Origin of the sequence: Pseudomonas wuhanensis, assembly GCF_030687395.1 — a bacterium.
Classification (GTDB): Bacteria; Pseudomonadota; Gammaproteobacteria; order Pseudomonadales; family Pseudomonadaceae; genus Aquipseudomonas; species Aquipseudomonas wuhanensis.
Genome location: NZ_CP117430.1, coordinates 2,467,436 through 2,484,644, shown reverse-complemented (window position 1 = coordinate 2,484,644; position 17,209 = coordinate 2,467,436). Strand labels below are relative to the sequence as shown.

22 protein-coding genes and 1 pseudogene are annotated in these 17,209 nt (G+C 60.0%); 11 read left to right on the top strand and 12 right to left on the bottom strand.

The features are described from left to right. Window positions 1-121: 121 nt before the first annotated feature. Window positions 122-640: a methylated-DNA--[protein]-cysteine S-methyltransferase gene (locus PSH88_RS11510; protein ID WP_305426290.1), complete on the top strand. Its 519-nt coding sequence runs from the start codon at window positions 122-124 to the stop codon at window positions 638-640. Window positions 641-682: 42 nt separating this feature from the next. Here the strand turns inward: PSH88_RS11510 and PSH88_RS11505 are convergent. The 5 genes and pseudogenes from PSH88_RS11505 to PSH88_RS11485 form a co-directional block, all read right to left on the bottom strand. Next, a pseudogene (locus tag PSH88_RS11505) lies at window positions 683-901 on the bottom strand (helix-turn-helix transcriptional regulator); the annotation flags it as partial. Window positions 902-1,002: 101 nt separating this feature from the next. Beyond that, window positions 1,003-1,596, bottom strand: coding sequence for an NUDIX domain-containing protein (locus tag PSH88_RS11500; protein WP_305426289.1), 594 nt, complete (start codon window positions 1,594-1,596; stop codon window positions 1,003-1,005). Between the two features lie 243 nt (window positions 1,597-1,839). Next, the gene (locus tag PSH88_RS11495) at window positions 1,840-2,082 is read right to left on the bottom strand and encodes a hypothetical protein (protein ID WP_019580101.1); all 243 of its coding nucleotides are present in this window, start codon (window positions 2,080-2,082) and stop codon (window positions 1,840-1,842) included. Between the two features lie 12 nt (window positions 2,083-2,094). Further along, entirely contained in the window at window positions 2,095-2,568 is a 474-nt protein-coding gene (locus PSH88_RS11490; protein WP_305426288.1) for a hypothetical protein, read from the bottom strand. Between the two features lie 205 nt (window positions 2,569-2,773). Then, window positions 2,774-3,211, bottom strand: a complete 438-nt coding sequence (locus PSH88_RS11485; RefSeq protein WP_305426287.1) for a hemerythrin domain-containing protein — start codon at window positions 3,209-3,211, stop codon at window positions 2,774-2,776. A 143-nt stretch (window positions 3,212-3,354) separates the two neighbouring features. On the opposite strand from PSH88_RS11485, the gene PSH88_RS11480 reads away from it, so the two are divergent. Then, the gene (locus PSH88_RS11480; RefSeq protein ID WP_305426286.1) at window positions 3,355-3,786 is read left to right on the top strand and encodes a GNAT family N-acetyltransferase; all 432 of its coding nucleotides are present in this window, start codon (window positions 3,355-3,357) and stop codon (window positions 3,784-3,786) included. Between the two features lie 54 nt (window positions 3,787-3,840). Here the strand turns inward: PSH88_RS11480 and PSH88_RS11475 are convergent, their stop codons facing one another. Further along, window positions 3,841-4,191 (bottom strand): hypothetical protein, encoded by a 351-nt coding sequence (locus PSH88_RS11475; protein ID WP_007904889.1) that lies wholly within the window; start codon window positions 4,189-4,191, stop codon window positions 3,841-3,843. Between the two features lie 162 nt (window positions 4,192-4,353). Between PSH88_RS11475 and PSH88_RS11470 the strand changes: the two genes are divergently transcribed. The 9 genes from PSH88_RS11470 to PSH88_RS11430 all read left to right on the top strand — a co-directional run bounded on the left by PSH88_RS11470 (window position 4,354) and on the right by PSH88_RS11430 (window position 9,344). After that, a complete protein-coding gene (locus PSH88_RS11470; protein ID WP_007904890.1) occupies window positions 4,354-4,608 on the top strand; it encodes a hypothetical protein in 255 nt (84 codons plus the stop codon). A 2-nt stretch (window positions 4,609-4,610) separates the two neighbouring features. After that, entirely contained in the window at window positions 4,611-4,940 is a 330-nt protein-coding gene (locus PSH88_RS11465) for a DUF6388 family protein (RefSeq protein ID WP_305426285.1), read from the top strand. 25 nt (window positions 4,941-4,965) lie between these two features. Further along, on the top strand, window positions 4,966-5,670 hold the full coding sequence (locus PSH88_RS11460) for a YoaK family protein (protein WP_305426284.1): 705 nt from the start codon (window positions 4,966-4,968) through the stop codon (window positions 5,668-5,670). A 196-nt stretch (window positions 5,671-5,866) separates the two neighbouring features. Further along, window positions 5,867-6,259 (top strand): sulfurtransferase complex subunit TusD, encoded by a 393-nt coding sequence (tusD, locus tag PSH88_RS11455; protein ID WP_305426283.1) that lies wholly within the window; start codon window positions 5,867-5,869, stop codon window positions 6,257-6,259. Window position 6,260: 1 nt separating this feature from the next. Further along, on the top strand, window positions 6,261-6,623 hold the full coding sequence (tusC, locus tag PSH88_RS11450; RefSeq protein WP_305426282.1) for a sulfurtransferase complex subunit TusC: 363 nt from the start codon (window positions 6,261-6,263) through the stop codon (window positions 6,621-6,623). After that, the gene (tusB, locus tag PSH88_RS11445) at window positions 6,623-6,916 is read left to right on the top strand and encodes a sulfurtransferase complex subunit TusB (RefSeq protein WP_305426281.1); all 294 of its coding nucleotides are present in this window, start codon (window positions 6,623-6,625) and stop codon (window positions 6,914-6,916) included. The genes tusC and tusB overlap by 1 nt, the downstream gene beginning before the upstream one ends. Next, on the top strand, window positions 6,913-7,248 hold the full coding sequence (locus tag PSH88_RS11440) for a TusE/DsrC/DsvC family sulfur relay protein (protein ID WP_305426280.1): 336 nt from the start codon (window positions 6,913-6,915) through the stop codon (window positions 7,246-7,248). The genes tusB and PSH88_RS11440 overlap by 4 nt, the downstream gene beginning before the upstream one ends. After that, complete coding sequence (locus tag PSH88_RS11435) at window positions 7,245-8,246, top strand: glycosyl transferase family protein (protein ID WP_305426279.1); 1,002 nt, start codon at window positions 7,245-7,247, stop codon at window positions 8,244-8,246. The genes PSH88_RS11440 and PSH88_RS11435 overlap by 4 nt, the downstream gene beginning before the upstream one ends. A 90-nt stretch (window positions 8,247-8,336) precedes the next feature. Beyond that, on the top strand, window positions 8,337-9,344 hold the full coding sequence (locus tag PSH88_RS11430) for a glutathione S-transferase family protein (protein ID WP_305426278.1): 1,008 nt from the start codon (window positions 8,337-8,339) through the stop codon (window positions 9,342-9,344). Window positions 9,345-9,480: 136 nt separating this feature from the next. On the opposite strand, the gene cysG is transcribed toward PSH88_RS11430, so the two are convergent. The 6 genes from cysG to PSH88_RS11400 form a co-directional block, all read right to left on the bottom strand. Beyond that, window positions 9,481-10,875 carry a siroheme synthase CysG gene (gene cysG / locus PSH88_RS11425; protein ID WP_305426277.1) on the bottom strand — a complete coding sequence of 465 codons (1,395 nt, stop codon included), beginning with the start codon at window positions 10,873-10,875 and terminating at the stop codon, window positions 9,481-9,483. Beyond that, window positions 10,876-12,156 carry a serine--tRNA ligase gene (gene serS / locus PSH88_RS11420; protein ID WP_305426276.1) on the bottom strand — a complete coding sequence of 427 codons (1,281 nt, stop codon included), beginning with the start codon at window positions 12,154-12,156 and terminating at the stop codon, window positions 10,876-10,878. It lies immediately after the preceding gene. A 15-nt stretch (window positions 12,157-12,171) separates the two neighbouring features. Beyond that, complete coding sequence (crcB, locus tag PSH88_RS11415; RefSeq protein WP_030130939.1) at window positions 12,172-12,546, bottom strand: fluoride efflux transporter CrcB; 375 nt, start codon at window positions 12,544-12,546, stop codon at window positions 12,172-12,174. After that, a complete protein-coding gene (locus PSH88_RS11410; RefSeq protein ID WP_305426275.1) occupies window positions 12,546-13,868 on the bottom strand; it encodes a replication-associated recombination protein A in 1,323 nt (440 codons plus the stop codon). The genes crcB and PSH88_RS11410 overlap by 1 nt, the downstream gene beginning before the upstream one ends. Before the next feature lie 173 nt (window positions 13,869-14,041). Further along, window positions 14,042-14,665, bottom strand: coding sequence for an outer membrane lipoprotein periplasmic chaperone LolA (lolA, locus tag PSH88_RS11405; protein WP_305426274.1), 624 nt, complete (start codon window positions 14,663-14,665; stop codon window positions 14,042-14,044). A gap of 67 nt (window positions 14,666-14,732) precedes the next feature. Then, on the bottom strand, window positions 14,733-17,138 hold the full coding sequence (locus PSH88_RS11400) for a DNA translocase FtsK (RefSeq protein ID WP_253544878.1): 2,406 nt from the start codon (window positions 17,136-17,138) through the stop codon (window positions 14,733-14,735). Between the last annotated feature and the right edge of the window lie 71 nt (window positions 17,139-17,209).

The following is a 17,209-nucleotide window of genomic DNA, read 5'->3' as shown; positions in this document are numbered from 1 at the left end:
TTCAAAAACACAGGGAACGGTTCAAGAGCAGTAGGCAAGTATGGCTGGGATTGCGTATTGCGCCTCCCCGACGAGGCAGTATGCTGGGCCCCTGTTCAACACTTTTACGGAGTCCGCCGGCATGTCCTACACCTTCACCACCCTGGCGTCTCCGGTCGGCGAATTGAAATTGGTGGCGAAAGGCGCACGACTGGCGGCCATCCTCTGGGAAAACGACAAGCCTGGTCGGGTAAGGCTGGGGCCGATGACTGAAGCAGCGGACAACCCGATCCTGGTGCGCACCGCGCAACAGTTGCAGGAATACTTCGCCGGCACGCGTAACCGTTTCGAACTGGAACTGGATTTTGCCGGCACGGAATTTCAGCAGAAGGTGTGGCAGGCGTTACTGACCATTCCGTTTGGCGAGACGCGCAGCTACAGCGAGATTGCCCAGCAGATCGGCAACCCCAGCGCAGTTCGAGCGGTGGGTGCGGCTAATGGCAAGAATCCGATTTCGATTGTCGCGCCGTGTCATCGGGTGATCGGTGCGTCGGGTAAACTGACGGGGTTTGCCGGTGGGCTTGAGGCTAAGGAACAGCTACTGACCCTGGAGGGGTACGAGTGCTGCGAAGCCGGCAGGATGGATGATTTGTTTATCTAACGACCCCCTATAAAAAGACAGGGGACACCTCACAGGAATTACCTAAATCGCCGCCCGCAATTCCCGTGGCGACAAGCCATAGTGTGAGCGAAAGCGCACTGCAAAACGTGAGGCCGAGGCGTAACCGCTGGCACCGGCGATTTCACCGATGGGACGAGAAGTGGTTTGCAACCATTGCAGCGCCGTAGCCAGCCGAACTCTTTCCAGAATATTCCTGAAACTGTCCCCTTCATTGGCCAGTTGGCGACGCAAAGTCGATTCGCACCGGCAGGCAGGTTCGAACCGACCCCTCTTGGCAAACTGCTGGTTGAAGCGGGTAAGTGACGAACCGCAATTGTAAAACCGCTGCGCCGCAAACCGGCTCAAACCGCTCCGAAGACATCCTTCATCGCCGCATACTGCAGCAGCATGATGGTCTTGGCATCGCAGATCTCCCCGCGATAGAACGCCGCCAGCGCGTCGTCGAACTTCCACTCCAGCACTTCGAGTTCTTCGGTTTCTTCCTCCAGCCCGCCGCCATCACTGACTTTCGAAGAGGCGTCATACTCGGCGATGAAAAAATGCAGCTTCTCAGTCACCGAACCGGGGCTCATGTAGGCCTCGAAAACCTTCTGCACATGGTGAACGCGATAGCCGGTTTCCTCTTCGGCTTCAGCGCGAATACGCTCTTCAGGCGCAACGCCTTCCAGTAGCCCCGCCGCCACTTCAATCAGCAAACCATCGTGGCCGTTGACGAACACCGGCAGCCTGAACTGGCGGGTCAGCACAACAGTTTTCTTCTCGCGATTGAACAGCAGAATCGCCGCGCCATTGCCGCGGTCATAGACCTCGCGAGTCTGACGCTGCCAGTCGCCGTTGTTGCGCAAGTAATCGAAGGTGATTTTCTTCAGCAGATACCAGTCGTGGGACAACACCTGGGACTCGATGATGTTGACCCGCTCGGCTGTGTTCGACATGACAATCCATCCTTATGTTCGTCAGAAAGCGTCCATGTTAGGCGAAAACAGAAAAGCCCGGCGACTGCCGTAATGCTTGTTCATTTAAGAGAATCTGGAGTCAGAGAAATCTGTGGCGAGGGAGCTTGCTCCCGCTGGGCTGCGTAGCGGCCCCAAAAATCTGACAACCATTGCGATTTTTGTGAGCGCTACGCACTCAAGCGGGAGCAAGGTATACGTCCGGTCAACACACCTTCCTGACCTTCAGCCAATCTGCTCGAACCGCCGCCTGGTTACGAACAGCCCCGCGCCCACCGGCACGGCAAGGACCGACATCAATCCCAAGTCAAAGCCCAGCAACTGGGTCTGGCTCACTGCAACGCAGCCGATTGCGCCTGCCACCACCAGCGTCACCCCTAGCCACTTGCGCAGCGGGTACGGCTTAAGAAACCGATCAAGTAGAAAGGCCAGCGCCACAACGATGACCGTCTGGGTAATTTCGGACATGTGCAGCCCCACTCAGGTCTTGATAATCAGGGATTCGGAAGAGCGCTGTGGGCCAATCCCACCATTGACCTGCGCCTGGATGCTGACGATTACGTCGCCAGCATGGTAGGCGGGCAGAGCGTCATTGACGTACGAGCGCACACCCGCCGTTACAACAGTACCTGCGGCGACACTGCCTGCAGGTCCGGCTAAACCGCCCACAGTACCGGCAGCGCCTCCGAAGGCGGAGGCGGCCAGGTTGGCGACCTTGGTGCGTTGGGCATTGAGGGCATCGCCCTGTTGCCGGGTCAGCGGCTTGGAGATGCCGATCATCATCACGCACGGCAGGCTCTTGGCCTGCATCTTGTCGTACACCTCGACGACCTTGCTGTTGACCTCATAGTGGGCCCTTTTCGCCTCGCCAAAATGCAGCTCGCGCAGGCGTCCTCGTTCGCTGTCGGTGAGGGTGATCTGCGAGACGTTGAAGACGATCCCGTGATTACCCATGTATTAGAAAGTCCCTTCGAACTTCATCGCGCGCATCCTTTCGAGCCAAAGACGGCGATTCTCTACAAGGAGCGTATTGGATTCAAATCATTTCACCTTGCTGGCAAGGTGTGTTGGCCGGGCGCTGACGGAGCAAGCTCCCTCGCCACAAGTTCTTACTGACTCAAGACTCTCTTAAGTGAACAGCATTGCGGCGCTTTCATCCTCAGGAAAGTTGCGCCTTGAATTCTTTCTGATACTGCCCGGCGAGGGTTTCTTTCTGTTGGTCGTCGAGTAACTTACCGGCCATCTGGAAGAACTTCTGCTCCTCCTCTTCCAAGTGGTGATGGACCTTCTCCGAGAGCTTTTTCGCCGTTGCCAACCAGGACGGACTGGACATTTCGGTCGCATCCAGCGCTTCCATCATCTCGTCCATTTCGTGGTGTTCGGAAATGGCATGGCGGCTAAGATCCACGCCGTTGTCGAACTCCATCAGCGGTATGTAGAAATGGCGTTCTTCAGCGGTTGCGTGGGCCTGAAGCTCGGATTTGAGCCGCTTGTAAGCCTCGACCCGTTCCGGGGTGTCGCCACTGGTCTGGATCAGTGCATCGGCATAGCTTCGCTGACGGTCGTGGCTTTCGCGCAAGGCTTCAAAAATGTTCACGGGTTGCCCTCAACGGCTGCATTTAACAATGTGCTGTTCAGGCTAGACATTCCCGGGGCCCCGGGGGTTCCTTGGGCTGCGGGGGATAGAACAATCGCCGCGACCCGGATAGGCTCTGTCTCACCGCCATAAGGATGTAGCTCATGACCCTGCGAATCGAATTGTCAAAAAATGCCACCCAGGAAGAACGCGAGGCGATCCTCACACCGCTGCGCGCCTACAACGCGTCAAAGGCCGGAACCACGGTGTCAGAGCAGATTGCTTTGCTGGTACGCAATGACAGTGACGAGATTCTCGGCGGGCTTTATGGCCGAGTGTTTTACCGGTGGTTTTTCATTGAGTTGTTGTCGGTGCCGGATCAGGCCCGGGGACAAGGGATGGGCTCTAAGCTGATGCAGATGGCCGAAGACCTGGCGCGGGAAAAGGAATGCGTGGGGATCTGGCTGGACACCTTCGACTTCCAGGCGCCGGAGTTTTACAAGAAGCATGGCTACAGCGAGTTGGGGCATATTGCCGATTACCCGCCGGGCCACAAGCGCTTCTTTTTCCAGAAGCGCCTCATTAACACTGATTAAGACGCTCCCACAGGAACTGCATCTGCCCAACAACCCGGTGCACGAGGTGCTTGCTTACAAACAGGTCGCCAACGCCGCCAATCGGCGCTTGGCGACAAAATCGTCGTGCTGCGCGTAGTAGCTCAACGCTGTACCCGAGGCATCGGTGGTCACGTCCACGAAGGACTCGGCCGAACGGGTGTAGACCGTCGAACCACCCTTCTTGCCCGGCTGCAAATACGCGCCCGCATCGACGCCGAACACCGCTTCGTCCTGCCAGGCAAACTGCACGCACTGGGCGACGACTTTTTCCGGTTTGTCCGAGGTCAGGGTTTTGTACGGGGTTTTGGTACGGGCGTCATTCATCGCCGATCCGGCACAGCCCGCCAGCAAGGTTGCGGCCAGCGCCACCATCAGAATTCGCATTGCGTTCGCTCATCAGGAAAAAGCGGACTGTATCACCGCGGCGCGGCGTATCGTTCTGCTTTACTTCATTTATACCGCGACACCGCGCAACGATTCGCGCACCCTGTCGCGCCATTAACGCCGCATCGCCCATTATTCCGGGCGCACTTTTCTGGAAAGGTCATGACACCCAACGCCGAATACTACAAACCGACCACTGAATATGCCGACAAGCTGATCAGCCAGATCGGTCAGACGCCTTCCTGGATCGCCAAGCGAATTGGCGTCACCGACAAGCGGATTCGTTACATTCTTGATGGCGAAAGAACCGTAAAAGGCGAAACCACGCCGATCCAGATGACCTACCCCGAGCAGTTTGCTCTGGAGTGTCTGGCCGCGGCCGCCAAGGCGAGCAAAAAGCAGTCTTCTAAGGAGTGACCATGGCGGCAACCGAACAGCAACACGAGCAGGCGCTGAAAAAGTTTCTCGACGAGCGTCCTGAGCTGCGCGTCGAACTGGACAACCTGAATCCACTGTTGGCCCAGGCCAAGGGCGAAACAGTGGCGCAGTACCGCGACGAGCGCTTGCATGAAGCGTTCGAAGCCGAGGCTGAGCGCCTGGGTTTGTTTGCCTGGGAGCTGACGCTGCAACTGACCGCCGCCACGCCTGAGGATTACCAGGCCCAACGCCTGGAGGTGCATAAGGAAGTCGCGGAGATGGCCGGCATGGACTGGCTGGAGTATTGCGAGTTATATGGGTTAGCCAAATAATCATCGCTGCTCAAGGAAGCTTTCGATGCTGCCTTCGCCTTCAAGTACCCGGGCCACACCGGGACATTTGCATACCCATAGATGGCGCGGGCGCATCGGCCTGTCGCTGGTCGCCAGTTTGTCGGTGCTCGCCGGCATGACCGATGCCATTGGCTTCATGGCCAGTGGCGACTTCGTGTCCTTCATGAGCGGTAACACCACCCGCCTGGCCGTGGCGATCAGCGATGGCGACCTCGGGTTGACCTTGCGCCTGGTAATCCTCGTGGCCACGTTCGTCGCCGGCAATGCCTTGGGCATTGTCGTCAGCCGGTTCGGTGGCCGACGGGCGTTGCCGTTGCTGCTGTGCATCGCCACCCTGCTCTGCGGCGCTGCGGCATGGCCCTATGAGACGCAATTGCCGGCGCTGCTGGCGGCGATCATCGCCATGGGCATGCTCAATGCCGCCGTGGAAGAAGTGAACGGCCTGCCGGTCGGGCTGACCTATGTCACCGGTGCGTTGTCGCGGTTCGGCCGTGGACTGGGGCGGTGGATGCTTGGCGAGCGCCGCAACGGCTGGCGGGTGCAATTGATTCCGTGGACCGGGATGTTTGCTGGCGCGGTACTCGGAGCAATCCTGGAACATCATCTTGGTCTCAAGGCCCTGTTTGTCAGCGGGCTGCTGGCCGGGGTGCTGGGGTTGCTGTCGTTGAAGATACCGCGGCGTTGGCAGTTGGGTTATATGCCGCGCTGAATTTTGCATTGACTGTTCGGGCCTCATCGCGGGCAAGCCCGCTCCCACAAGAATTTGTGTGATGCCGAAGATTGCGGCTTCACTGCATAACCTGTGGGAGCGGGCTTGCCCGCGATGGCGGTCTACGAGTAAACGCCCTTCGCCGCCCCGCCGATAAAGCTTTATCATGGCCGCAGTTTTGCTGATCGAGCCCATCATGAAATTCGCCATCGCGCTGTTTTCCGCCGCCCATGCGCCCTCCTCGCGCCGTGCCTTGCTGTTCGCCCAGGCCGCGCTGGCCGGCGGGCATGAGATTGTCCGGCTGTTTTTTTATCAAGACGGCGTCTACAACGCGTCCGGCAGCGTGGTCACGCCTCAGGATGAGCAAGACTTGCCCAAGCAATGGCGCAACTTTGTCACTGAGCATCAACTCGATGCCGTGGTCTGCATCGCCGCCGCCCTGCGCCGTGGGGTGTTGAACGAGGAAGAAGCCCAGCGTTATCAGCGTGAAGCGGTAGCGGTGGGCGCGCCGTGGGAATTGTCCGGCCTCGGCCAGTTGCATGACGCAGTGCAGGACGCTGACCGCCTGATCTGTTTCGGAGGCGCGTGAGATGGCTAAATCCTTGCTGATTATCAGCCGTCGGGCGCCGTGGTCCGGGCCGAATGCACGGGAAGCGCTGGACATCGCGCTGGCCGGCGGCGCCTTCGATCTGCCGATCGGTCTGCTGTTTCTCGATGACGGCGTGTTCCAGCTCGCCGCGAAACAGGACGCCAAGGCGTTGCAGCAGAAAGACCTGAGCGCCAACCTGCAAGCCTTGCCGATGTTTGGTGTCGAAGACCTGTTCGTGTGCGGTGAAAGCACCGCGGCCCGTGGTCTGGACCCAAAAGATCTGTCGCTTGAAGAAGCCCAGGTGTTGGCCGCCCAGGAAATCACCGCCCTTATTGACCGTTACGACCAGGTGATCACCCTCTGATGTCGACTTTGCATGTGTTGTCTCATTCCCCTTTCGGCGACGACCGCCTGAGCAGTTGCCTGCGCGTGATCGGCCCCAACGATGCGCTGCTACTGAGTGGCGACGCGGCCTATGCCTTGCAGCCAGGCACCGCACCGTTCAGCGCGCTGCACGCCCGCCAGCTGAAACTGTTCGTTCTGGCCGAAGACGTACAGGCCCGGGCTCTGCAAGTCCCGGACTGGGCCAGTGCCATCGATTACCCCGCCTTCGTCGAGCTGTCGATTCATTACGACAAGGTCAACAGTTGGCTATGAAATCCCTGACTGTTGGCGCCCGCGCCATTGAACTGGACAAGGACGGTTTCCTGGTCGAGCTGAGTGACTGGTCTGCCGAAGTGGCCACCGCCCTCGCTGCGGCCGAAGACATCGAGTTGAGCCCGGAACACTGGGAAATCCTCGAACTGCTGCGCCGTTTCTACGCCGAATTCCAGCTGTCCCCGGCGACCCGCCCGCTGATCAAGTACACCGCATTGAAACTCGGCCCCGACAAGGGCAACAGCCTGCACCTGAACCGACTGTTCAAAGGCACCCCTGCCAAACTCGCCGCGAAACTGGCGGGCCTGCCCAAACCGACGAATTGCTTATGACCGACTATCCAGCATTGACCCTCGAAACGCCCGCCGAGCACCCGTTCGCCCAATTCGTGCGGATTCTTGGCAAAGGCAAACGCGGCGCCCGCGATCTGACCCGGGCCGAAGCCCGCGAAGCCATGGGCCTGTTGCTCGACGACAAGGTCGAGGACACCCAGCTTGGCGCGTTCCTGATGCTGTTGCGGCACAAGGAAGAAAGCGCCGAGGAAATGGCCGGGTTCACCGAAGCCTTGCGTGAACGGCTGAATCCACCGGCGCTGTCGGTCGATCTGGACTGGCCGACATATGCAGGCAAGAAGCGTCATCTGCCGTGGTATCTGCTGGCGGCCAAGTGCCTGGCGCAGAACGGTGTGCGCATCTTCATGCATGGCGGCGGCGCGCACACGGCCGGTCGGCTGTACAGCGAACAACTGCTCGAGACGCTGAGCATTCCGCTGTGCCGCAACTGGCAGCAGGTCGGCACGGCGCTCGATCAGGGCGGTCTGGCGTTCATGCCATTGGTGGACTGGGCCCCACAACTTCAGCGGATGATCGACCTGCGCAACACCTTGGGCCTGCGCTCGCCGATCCATTCCCTGGCGCGAATTCTCAACCCGCTGGGTGCTCGTTGCGGCCTACAAAGCATTTTCCACCCCGGCTACCAGGCCGTGCATCGCGATGCCAGCGGTTTGCTGGGTGACACCGCCATCGTCATCAAGGGCGATGGCGGCGAAATCGAGATCAACCCGGATGCCGACAGTCACCTGTATGGCACCACTGGCGGCGAAAGCTGGGATGAAGAATGGCCGCAGCTGTCGACCCAGCGCCACGTCAAACCCGCTTCGCTCGATCCTGAGCATTTGAAAGCGGTGTGGCGTGGCGACGTGGTCGACAGCTACCCGCAAATGGCGTTGATCTCGACCATGGCCCTGGCGTTGCGCGGCCTCGGCCAGACCCGCGAGCAAGCGTTCGAAACCGCCCAGCAGTATTGGGATGCAAGGGACCGATCGATTTAACCGATCATAAACGCCCAACCTTTGCGCTTTTTGTTCGAACCTATGCGCATAGACTCCTCTCCAACGCTTATCGGTTGAGGAGTCAGGAAAATGGGTTTGTTAGTCGAAGGCCGCTGGCAGGATCAGTGGTATGAAAGCAGCAAGGATGGCGCGTTTCAGCGCGAACAGGCGCAGCGTCGTAACTGGCTGACGGCCGATGGCAAGCCAGGCCCGACCGGCGTCGGTGGTTTTGCCGCCGAGGCTGGTCGCTATCATCTCTATGTGTCCCTCGCCTGCCCGTGGGCCCACCGCACGCTGATCCTGCGCAAACTCAAAGGCCTCGAAAGCCTGATCGACGTGTCGGTGGTCAGCTGGTTGATGCTGGAAAACGGCTGGACCTTTGATAAAAACCTGGGCTCGACCGGCGACAAGCTTGATCACTTCAATTTCATGCACCAGCGCTACACCGCCGACACCGCCAACTACACCGGCCGCGTCACTGTGCCGGTGCTCTGGGACAAGCAGACGAATCGCATCGTCAACAATGAGTCGGCGGAGATCATCCGCATGTTCAACAGCGCTTTTGACGAGTTGACCGGCAATGACCTTGATTTCTACCCGGCGCCATTGCGGACCGAGATCGATGCGCTGAACGAGCGGATTTATCCAGCAGTGAATAACGGCGTCTATCGCGCCGGGTTTGCTACGTCGCAGCAGGCTTATGAAGAAGCGTTCGATGAGTTGTTTGGCGAGCTGGATCGGCTGGAGCAATTGCTGGGCGCGAATCGGTACCTGACGGGTGAATACCTGACGGAAGCGGATATTCGGCTGTTCACGACAATGATTCGTTTCGATGCGGTGTACTTCGGACACTTCAAGTGCAACCTGCGACGGATTGCCGATTATCCAAATCTGTCGAACTGGCTACGGGAGATTTATCAGTGGCCGGGGATTGCCGAGACGGTGAGTTTTGAGCACATCAAGAATCACTACTACGGCAGCCACAAGACCATCAATCCGACCGGGATCGTGCCTAAAGGGCCAGCGCAGGATTTCACTGCGGCTCATGATCGGGCGCGGTTGAGTGGGAAAGGGGTTTGGCGCAAGGCCGAGTTCTGATCTGAAGCAAGGGTGGTTTTGAGGGCCTCATCGCGGGCAAGCCCGCTCCCACAGGAATTTGTGTGATGCCAAAGATTGCAGCTTCACCCAATAACCTGTGGGAGCGGGCTTGCCCGCGATGGAGGCGACTCGGCACTCAGACCTGCGCCTGAGCCCCTTCAAACCACGCCAGTTTCTCGCGCAGTTGCACCACCTCCCCGACGATCACCAGCGTCGGTGCATGCACTTCATGCTCCGCCACCAGCCGTGGAAGATCAGCCAGGGTGCCGGTAAACACCCGCTGATTGACCGTGGTGCCCTGCTGGATCAACGCCGCCGGGGTATCGGCCGCGCGACCGTGTTTGATCAACTGCTCGCAGATGATCGGCAAACCCACCAGCCCCATGTAAAACACCAGGGTTTGCGCCGGCGCGACCAGGTCGGCCCACGGCAAATCGGTGGAACCGTCCTTGAGGTGCCCGGTGACAAACCGCACCGACTGCGCGTAATCGCGGTGAGTCAGCGGAATCCCGGCATACGCCGCGCAACCGCTGGCGGCGGTGATGCCCGGTACGACCTGGAACGGGATGCCATGGGCCGCCAGCTCTTCGATCTCTTCACCGCCGCGCCCGAAGATGAACGGATCGCCGCCCTTCAACCGCACCACGCGCTTGCCGGCCTTGGCCAGATCCACCAGATGCTGGTTGATCTGTTCCTGAGGCACGGCGTGATCGGCGCGGCGCTTGCCAACGTAGACCCGCTCGGCATCGCGACGGCACAAATCCAGAATCGCCGGCGCCACCAGACGGTCATACAACACCACGTCGGCTTGCTGCATCAGGCGCAAGGCGCGGAAGGTCAACAGGTCGGGATCACCCGGCCCGGCGCCTACCAGATAAACCTCGCCAGTGGCTACAGGGGCTTCGCCATTGATTTTGGCCAGCATCAAGCGCTCGGCCTCGGCGCCCTGCCCGGCCAGTTGCCGGTCGGCAATCGGGCCCTGGAATACATCCTCCCAGAACGCCCGGCGCTGCTGCACATCCGGAAACAGGCCTTTGACCTGAGTGCGGAAACGCGCCGCCAGACCGGCCAGTTGACCGTAGGTGGAAGGAATCCAGGTTTCCAGCTTGGCGCGAATCAACCGCGCCAGCACCGGCGCATCGCCGCCGCTGGACACCGCGATGATCAATGGGGAACGGTCGACGATCGCCGGGAATATCACGCTGCACAGGGCCGGCGCGTCCACCACGTTGACCGGCACGCAACGCCGATGAGCATCGGCGGAGACTTGCGCATTCAACGGTTCGTCGTCGGTGGCGGCGATGATCAGCCCGCAACCGTCCAGATCCGCCTCGACGTAGCCTCGCACCAGGCACTCGCCACCGCTGCCGATCACTAGCTCGCGCAGTTGCGGTTCGATTTCCGGTGCAACCACCCGCAGCAGCGCACCGGCTTCGGCCAGCAGGCGGGATTTGCGCAAGGCAATTTCCCCTCCGCCGACGACCAATACACGACTGCCGCGAAGGTTATGAAACAGCGGCAGATAGTCCATTTAGCCGATGACCTCAAGGCCACCCATGTACGGCTTGAGCACCTCAGGTACACGGATCGAACCGTCGGCCTGCTGGTAGTTCTCGAGCACCGCCACCAGGGTACGACCGACCGCCAGGCCGGAACCGTTCAGGGTGTGAACCAGCTCAGGCTTGCCGGTTTCCGGGTTGCGGAAACGCGCTTGCATGCGGCGGGCCTGGAAATCGCCACAGTTGGAGCACGACGAAATTTCGCGGTATTTGTCCTGGCTCGGAATCCACACTTCCAGGTCGTAAGTCTTGACCGCGCTGAAGCCCATGTCGCCGGTGCACAGGGCAATCGTGCGATAAGGCAATTCCAGCAGCTGCAGAACCTTCTCGGCGTTGGCAGTCAGACCTTCCAGCGCTTCCATCGAGGTCGATGGTTCAACGATCTGGACCATCTCGACCTTGTCGAACTGGTGCTGGCGGATCATGCCGCGAGTGTCGCGACCCGATGCACCGGCCTCGCTGCGGAAGCATGGCGTGTGTGCCACGAACTTGATCGGCAGCAGTTTCGAATCGACGATCTCGCCAGCGACGATGTTGGTCAGCGACACTTCAGCGGTCGGGATCAGATACAGATCGGCTTCGCCTTCGCGGCTGATCTTGAACAGGTCTTCTTCGAACTTCGGCAGCTGACCGGTGCCCTGCAACGCAGGTGCCTGCACCAGGTACGGGGTGTAAGCCTCTTCGTAACCGTGTTCGTTGATGTGCAGGTTGATCATGAACTGTGCCAGCGCACGGTGCAGGCGGGCGATCGGGCCGCGCAGCAGGGCGAAACGGGCACCGGACAACTTGGCGGCGGTTTCGAAGTCCAGCCAGCCGAACTTCTCGCCCAGCGCCACGTGGTCCTGAACCGGGAAATCGAAAGCTTTAGGCGTGCCCCAGCGGCGCACTTCAACGTTGCCTTCTTCGTCATCGCCGACCGGCACCGATTCGTGCGGCAGGTTCGGGATGCCCAGCAGGATAGAATCCAGCTCGGTCTGGATCGCGTCCAGCTCGACTTTACCGGCGCTCAACTCACCCGCCATGCGCTCGACGTCCGCCATCAACGGCGCGATGTCTTCGCCGCGCTGCTTGGCCTGACCGATGGACTTGGAGCGCGCGTTACGTTCAGCCTGCAGAGCTTCGGTGCGGGTCTGGACGGTCTTGCGCTGTTCTTCCAGCGCTTCGATGCGCGCAACATCCAGGGCAAAGCCACGGGATGCCAGGCGGTCCGCTACGTCCTGAAGGTTGCTACGTAACAGTTTGGAATCGAGCATGTCGGTTTCTCGTTATCAAAGTTTGGTCAAGGACAGGCCAGCCCAGGTGGCGAGCAGCCCGCCGAATACGCTGATCGCCGCATAGCCCAGGGCCAGCGGCACTTGCCCGGTTTCCAGCAGGCGCACCGTATCCAGTGAAAAGGATGAAAAAGTCGTCAGCCCCCCGAGGAAGCCGACCATCAACCCGGCGCGCACCGCAAACGGTACCTCCGGGCGAATCAAAAACAGACCGTATAGAACGCCGATCAGCAAACAGCCCACGATATTAACGGCCAGCGTCGCGGTATAGAAGTGCCGTGGCCAATTCGCGTTGATCCAGTTTCCGGTGGCGAAGCGCAATAGCGTACCGGCGACACCGCCGACAGAAACGGCAACGATCAATGGAATCACTATTTTCTCCGCTGCCGTGGGCTTAGACGATCAAGCTGCGCGAGGTGGTTAAGCTTTTCGCCGATCTTCAGCTCCAGGCCGCGGGGCACGGGTTGATAAAACCGTTGCGGTTCGAGCTCGTCCGGGAAGTAGTCTTCGCCTGCGGCGTAGGCATCCGGCTCATCGTGGGCATAACGGTATTCGTCGCCATAGCCCAATTGCTTCATCAACTTGGTCGGCGCGTTGCGCAGGTGCAGCGGCACTTCGAGCGAACCGTGCTCGGTGGCGCTGCGCATCGCGGCTTTGAAGCCTATGTACACCGCATTGCTTTTCGGCGCGCAGGCCAGATACGTAATGGCCTGGGCCACCGCCAATTCGCCTTCGGGGCTGCCGAGGCGCTCCTGCACTTCCCACGCCGCCAGGCACAGGCTCAGGGCGCGGGGGTCGGCATTACCGATGTCTTCGCTGGCCATGCGCACCACGCGTCGGGCCAGGTACAGCGGGTCGCAACCGCCGTCGATCATCCGCGCGAACCAATACAGCGCGCCATCGGGATTGGAGCCGCGCACCGATTTATGCAGCGCGGATATCTGGTCGTAGAAGGCTTCGCCGCCCTTGTCGAAACGTCGACGGGTATCGCCGAGCAGACTTTGCAGCAGATCGACGCCGATTTCGCTGTTGTCTTCGGCCAGGTCCGAGGCGTTTTCCAGCAGATTGAGCAGTCGCCGGCCATCGCCATCGGCGGCGGACAACAGCATCTGGAAACCTTCATCGCTGAGGGTCAGTTGCCGTTTGCCCAACCCACGCTCTTCGGTCAGCGCGCGATGCACCAGCTTGCGCAGGGCCGCTTCGTCGAGGCTTTTGAGCACATAGACGCGCGCCCGGGACAGGAGCGCGTTATTGAGTTCGAACGAGGGGTTTTCGGTGGTTGCGCCGATGAAAATCAGTGTGCCGTCTTCAACATAGGGCAGGAACGCATCCTGCTGGGACTTGTTGAAGCGGTGCACTTCGTCGACGAACAGGATGGTGCGTTTGCCGTACTGCCCGGCCTGCTGCTTGGCGACTTCCACCGCCTGACGAATCTCTTTGACCCCGGCCAGCACCGCCGAAACCGTTTCGAAATGCGCATCGGAGACTTCCGCGAGCAAGCGCGCCAATGTGGTTTTACCCACCCCCGGCGGCCCCCAGAAAATCATCGAGTGCAGGGCACCCTGCTCCAGGGCTTCGCGCAAAGGCTTGCCGCGAGCGAGCACGTGTTCCTGACCGACGTACTCGTCCAGATTGGCCGCACGCAGGCGTGCGGCCAAGGGTTGAGCAATCGGGGCGCTGCGAAACAGGTCCATCACTACTTATGAAACCTCACTGGGTCCTGATGCCGATCAGTTAAAGCGCTAAACACCACAATCCCTGTGGGAGCGGGCTTGCCCGCGATGGCGGCATTACATCCAACATCAGAGTCGCCTGACACAATGCCATCGCGGGCAAGCCCGCTCCCACAGGTTCTATGTTCTGCTCTTTATTCCTGGATCACATCGGCACCCTTGGGAATGTCGAACTTGAACTTGGACGCCGGAATCGGTTCGTTGGCCTTCACACCGGTGAACAGGATATTGGTGCGCTGACCGACACTGTCAATCATCTGCATATCATTGACCAGACCATTGCGGAACGACAGGCGCAGGCTGTCGAACAGAGAGTCCTTGGTTTTCGGCTTCAGGGTGAAGTCGATCACGCCACCGGCTTCCTTGGCGCTGATGTCGAAGCTCTGGCTGATCTTGGACACGTCACCGGACAGCAGCAGTGCCGGGGTCTGGGTAAGACGCTGGTCGAGGGTCTTGATGGTGGCCTGTTCCAGATCCGGGTCCCACAGGGTTACTTTCTTACCGTCCGATACCATGGTTTGCTCGGCCGGCGCATTGGTGTGCCAGTAGAACAGGCCCGGGCGCTGCAAGGACATTTCACCCGCGGTTTCCTGCAACTGGGTGCCGCTGCCATCGAGGGTCAGCTGGGAGAAACGCGCGGTCAGGGTCTGGGATTTTTCCAGCAGTTGAGTCAGACGCGCCACGTCCTTGTCATCGGCGTGGACCGAAAGCGTGGTCAAAGCCAGTACCGGCAGCAACAGCATGCGGATAAGACGCATGGGAGTCCTCATAAACATTCGTGGGAGTGCGGGCGGCGTCTCAGACACCGCCCTTTTCAAAACCGGATCAGTCGCGGACCGGGCCAGGGGCCAGGACTTCACGCGAACCGTTGGTGTTCATGGACGTCACGACCCCGGCCATTTCCATGGCTTCGATCATGCGCGCCGCGCGGTTGTAGCCGATTTTCAGCTTGCGCTGAACCGCGGAGATGGACGCGCGACGGCTTTCCAGGACGAACTGCACTGCTTCGTCGTAAAGCGCATCGGTTTCGGCATCATCGTCACCGCCACCGCCGCCGTTTTCAAAGCCGCTACCGGCCTCTTCGACACCGGCGAGGATGTCATCGTTGTATTCAGGTGCGCCGCGCAGTTTCCAGGCTTCAACCACCCGGTGAACCTCATCGTCGGACACGAACGCGCCGTGAACACGAATCGGCAAACTGGTGCCCGGCGGCATGTACAACATATCACCGTGGCCTAGCAGTTGTTCGGCGCCGCCCTGGTCGATGATGGTCCGCGAATCGATCTTGCTCGATACCTGGAACGCCATACGGGTCGGAATGTTCGCCTTGATCAGACCGGTGATCACGTCCACCGACGGCCGCTGGGTCGCGAGGATCAAGTGGATACCGGCCGCACGAGCCTTCTGGGCGATACGGGCGATCAGCTCTTCAACCTTCTTGCCGACAATCATCATCATGTCGGCGAATTCGTCCACGACCACGACGATGGTCGGCAATTTTTGCAGCAGTGGTGCCTCGTCGTGGATGCTTTCACGCTTGTACAGCGGATCGCTCAACGGCTCGCCGGCGTCCTGGGCTTCCTTGACCTTGGCGTTGAAGCCCGACAGGTTACGCACGCCCATCTTCGCCATCAGCTTGTAGCGCCGTTCCATCTCGGCGACGCTCCAGCGCAAGGCGTTGGCGGCGTCCTTCATGTCGGTGACCACCGGGCACAGCAGGTGCGGAATGCCTTCGTAGATCGACAGTTCAAGCATTTTCGGGTCGATCATGATCAGCTTGGCGTCTTCCGGGCCAGACTTGAACAGAATGGACAGGATCATCGCGTTCACACCCACCGACTTACCGGAACCGGTCGTACCGGCCACCAGCAAATGCGGCATTTTCGCAAGGTCGGTGATGACCGGTTTGCCGCCGATATCATGACCCAGGGCCAGGGTGACCGGGGACTTGAAGTTATCGTACTCGGGGGTCGACAAGACCTCGGAGAACCGCACGATCTGCCGGTCTTCGTTAGGGATCTCGATACCGACGGTGGTCTTGCCCGGAATCACTTCCACGACACGCACACTGGTCACGGCCAGGGAACGGGCCAGGTCTTTCGCCAGGTTGGAGATACGGCTGACTTTGACCCCGGCTGCTGGCTGGATTTCGTAACGGGTAATGACCGGCCCTGGATGAATCGAATCCACCGAGACTTCGACGCCGAATTCCTTGAGCTTGATTTCCAGCAAGTGGCCGACGGCCGCCAGGGATTCAGGCGAATAATTGAGTTGTTTCTTTTCCGCGGGGTCGAGAATCGAGATCGGCGGCAAGGTGCCTTCCACGGCGCTGTCGACGAACAACGGCGCCTGTTTCTCTTTTTCCACGCGTTTGCTCGGGGCGGCCGGTTTGGGTGGCGCGGGGGCAATCACCGGCGGCACCTGTTTCTCGCGCTCGGACATGTGCTTGCTCAGGGCCTGCTCGCGCTCGATCAGGCGCTCCTTGACCTTGGCCTGCTCGCGTTTGTCGGTGACGGTCGGCGCGACCACGTCATGCACGCGATCGTCCACCTCACGCAGTTGGGCGACCAGTTGCTTGCGTTCGACACGGGCCGCCCACCAGCGATTGGCCGCGCCCTGAAACAGTTCGAAAAGATCGAGGGTGATCTTGCCGGTGACGTCCATCACCTTGAACCACGACAGGTCGGTGAACACTGTCAGGCCGAACAGGAACAGCGCGATGAACAACAGCGTGCTGCCCTGGATGTTCAGCGCGTTCCTGGCCAGATCGCCAAGGCTTTCGCCCAAAGCGCCACCCGCGCCGGCCGGCAGACCGGTCGCCGCATGGAAATGGATGTGGGCCAGCGCCGCACCCGACAGCACCAGAAACACCAGGCCGATCAGGCGCCAGGAGAACAGCCAGCCGCTCCACTGCCACGGTTCGTGGCGCTGGCGAAATATCTGATACGCCTTGATCGCCAGCAGCAACGGGAAAATGTAGGCGAAGTAACCCAGGACCATGAACAGGATGTCGGCGCTGTAAGAGCCGGCAGGCCCGCCGAAGTTCTGTACATCGTCGATCTTGCTGTTATGGCTCCAGCCCGGATCGTCTTTGCCGTAGGTCAACAAAGCCATCATCAGGAACAGGCACAAGGCGCCGATGGCGATCAATGCACCTTCCTTGAGCCGGTAGTGCAATTGCTGGCGCCAGAGCGGGACGACTGTTTTAGGTGCTGCGGTGGATTTCTTCAAAACGCTTCTTTTCCTGCGCCCATGGCGCGTCCATCTGTTGAATGACTATAAAAACTGCCCAATCCAGGCAG

What these genes read in the sequence shown, in the direction of transcription:
- PSH88_RS11440 (WP_305426280.1), top strand. Translation starts at nt 6,913, where the DNA reads ATGAAATCCCTGACTGTTGGCGCCCGCGCCATTGAACTGGACAAGGAC.
- PSH88_RS11475 (WP_007904889.1), bottom strand. Translation starts at nt 4,191, where the DNA reads ATGCGAATTCTGATGGTGGCGCTGGCCGCAACCTTGCTGGCGGGCTGT.
- PSH88_RS11510 (WP_305426290.1), top strand. Translation starts at nt 122, where the DNA reads ATGTCCTACACCTTCACCACCCTGGCGTCTCCGGTCGGCGAATTGAAA.
- PSH88_RS11430 (WP_305426278.1), top strand. Translation starts at nt 8,337, where the DNA reads ATGGGTTTGTTAGTCGAAGGCCGCTGGCAGGATCAGTGGTATGAAAGC.
- serS (WP_305426276.1), bottom strand. Translation starts at nt 12,156, where the DNA reads ATGCTCGATTCCAAACTGTTACGTAGCAACCTTCAGGACGTAGCGGAC.
- cysG (WP_305426277.1), bottom strand. Translation starts at nt 10,875, where the DNA reads ATGGACTATCTGCCGCTGTTTCATAACCTTCGCGGCAGTCGTGTATTG.
- PSH88_RS11435 (WP_305426279.1), top strand. Translation starts at nt 7,245, where the DNA reads ATGACCGACTATCCAGCATTGACCCTCGAAACGCCCGCCGAGCACCCG.
- tusB (WP_305426281.1), top strand. Translation starts at nt 6,623, where the DNA reads ATGTCGACTTTGCATGTGTTGTCTCATTCCCCTTTCGGCGACGACCGC.
- PSH88_RS11465 (WP_305426285.1), top strand. Translation starts at nt 4,611, where the DNA reads ATGGCGGCAACCGAACAGCAACACGAGCAGGCGCTGAAAAAGTTTCTC.
- PSH88_RS11460 (WP_305426284.1), top strand. Translation starts at nt 4,966, where the DNA reads ATGCTGCCTTCGCCTTCAAGTACCCGGGCCACACCGGGACATTTGCAT.
- PSH88_RS11470 (WP_007904890.1), top strand. Translation starts at nt 4,354, where the DNA reads ATGACACCCAACGCCGAATACTACAAACCGACCACTGAATATGCCGAC.
- PSH88_RS11495 (WP_019580101.1), bottom strand. Translation starts at nt 2,082, where the DNA reads ATGTCCGAAATTACCCAGACGGTCATCGTTGTGGCGCTGGCCTTTCTA.
- PSH88_RS11500 (WP_305426289.1), bottom strand. Translation starts at nt 1,596, where the DNA reads ATGTCGAACACAGCCGAGCGGGTCAACATCATCGAGTCCCAGGTGTTG.
- tusD (WP_305426283.1), top strand. Translation starts at nt 5,867, where the DNA reads ATGAAATTCGCCATCGCGCTGTTTTCCGCCGCCCATGCGCCCTCCTCG.
- tusC (WP_305426282.1), top strand. Translation starts at nt 6,261, where the DNA reads ATGGCTAAATCCTTGCTGATTATCAGCCGTCGGGCGCCGTGGTCCGGG.
- PSH88_RS11410 (WP_305426275.1), bottom strand. Translation starts at nt 13,868, where the DNA reads ATGGACCTGTTTCGCAGCGCCCCGATTGCTCAACCCTTGGCCGCACGC.
- PSH88_RS11480 (WP_305426286.1), top strand. Translation starts at nt 3,355, where the DNA reads ATGACCCTGCGAATCGAATTGTCAAAAAATGCCACCCAGGAAGAACGC.
- lolA (WP_305426274.1), bottom strand. Translation starts at nt 14,665, where the DNA reads ATGCGTCTTATCCGCATGCTGTTGCTGCCGGTACTGGCTTTGACCACG.
- PSH88_RS11490 (WP_305426288.1), bottom strand. Translation starts at nt 2,568, where the DNA reads ATGGGTAATCACGGGATCGTCTTCAACGTCTCGCAGATCACCCTCACC.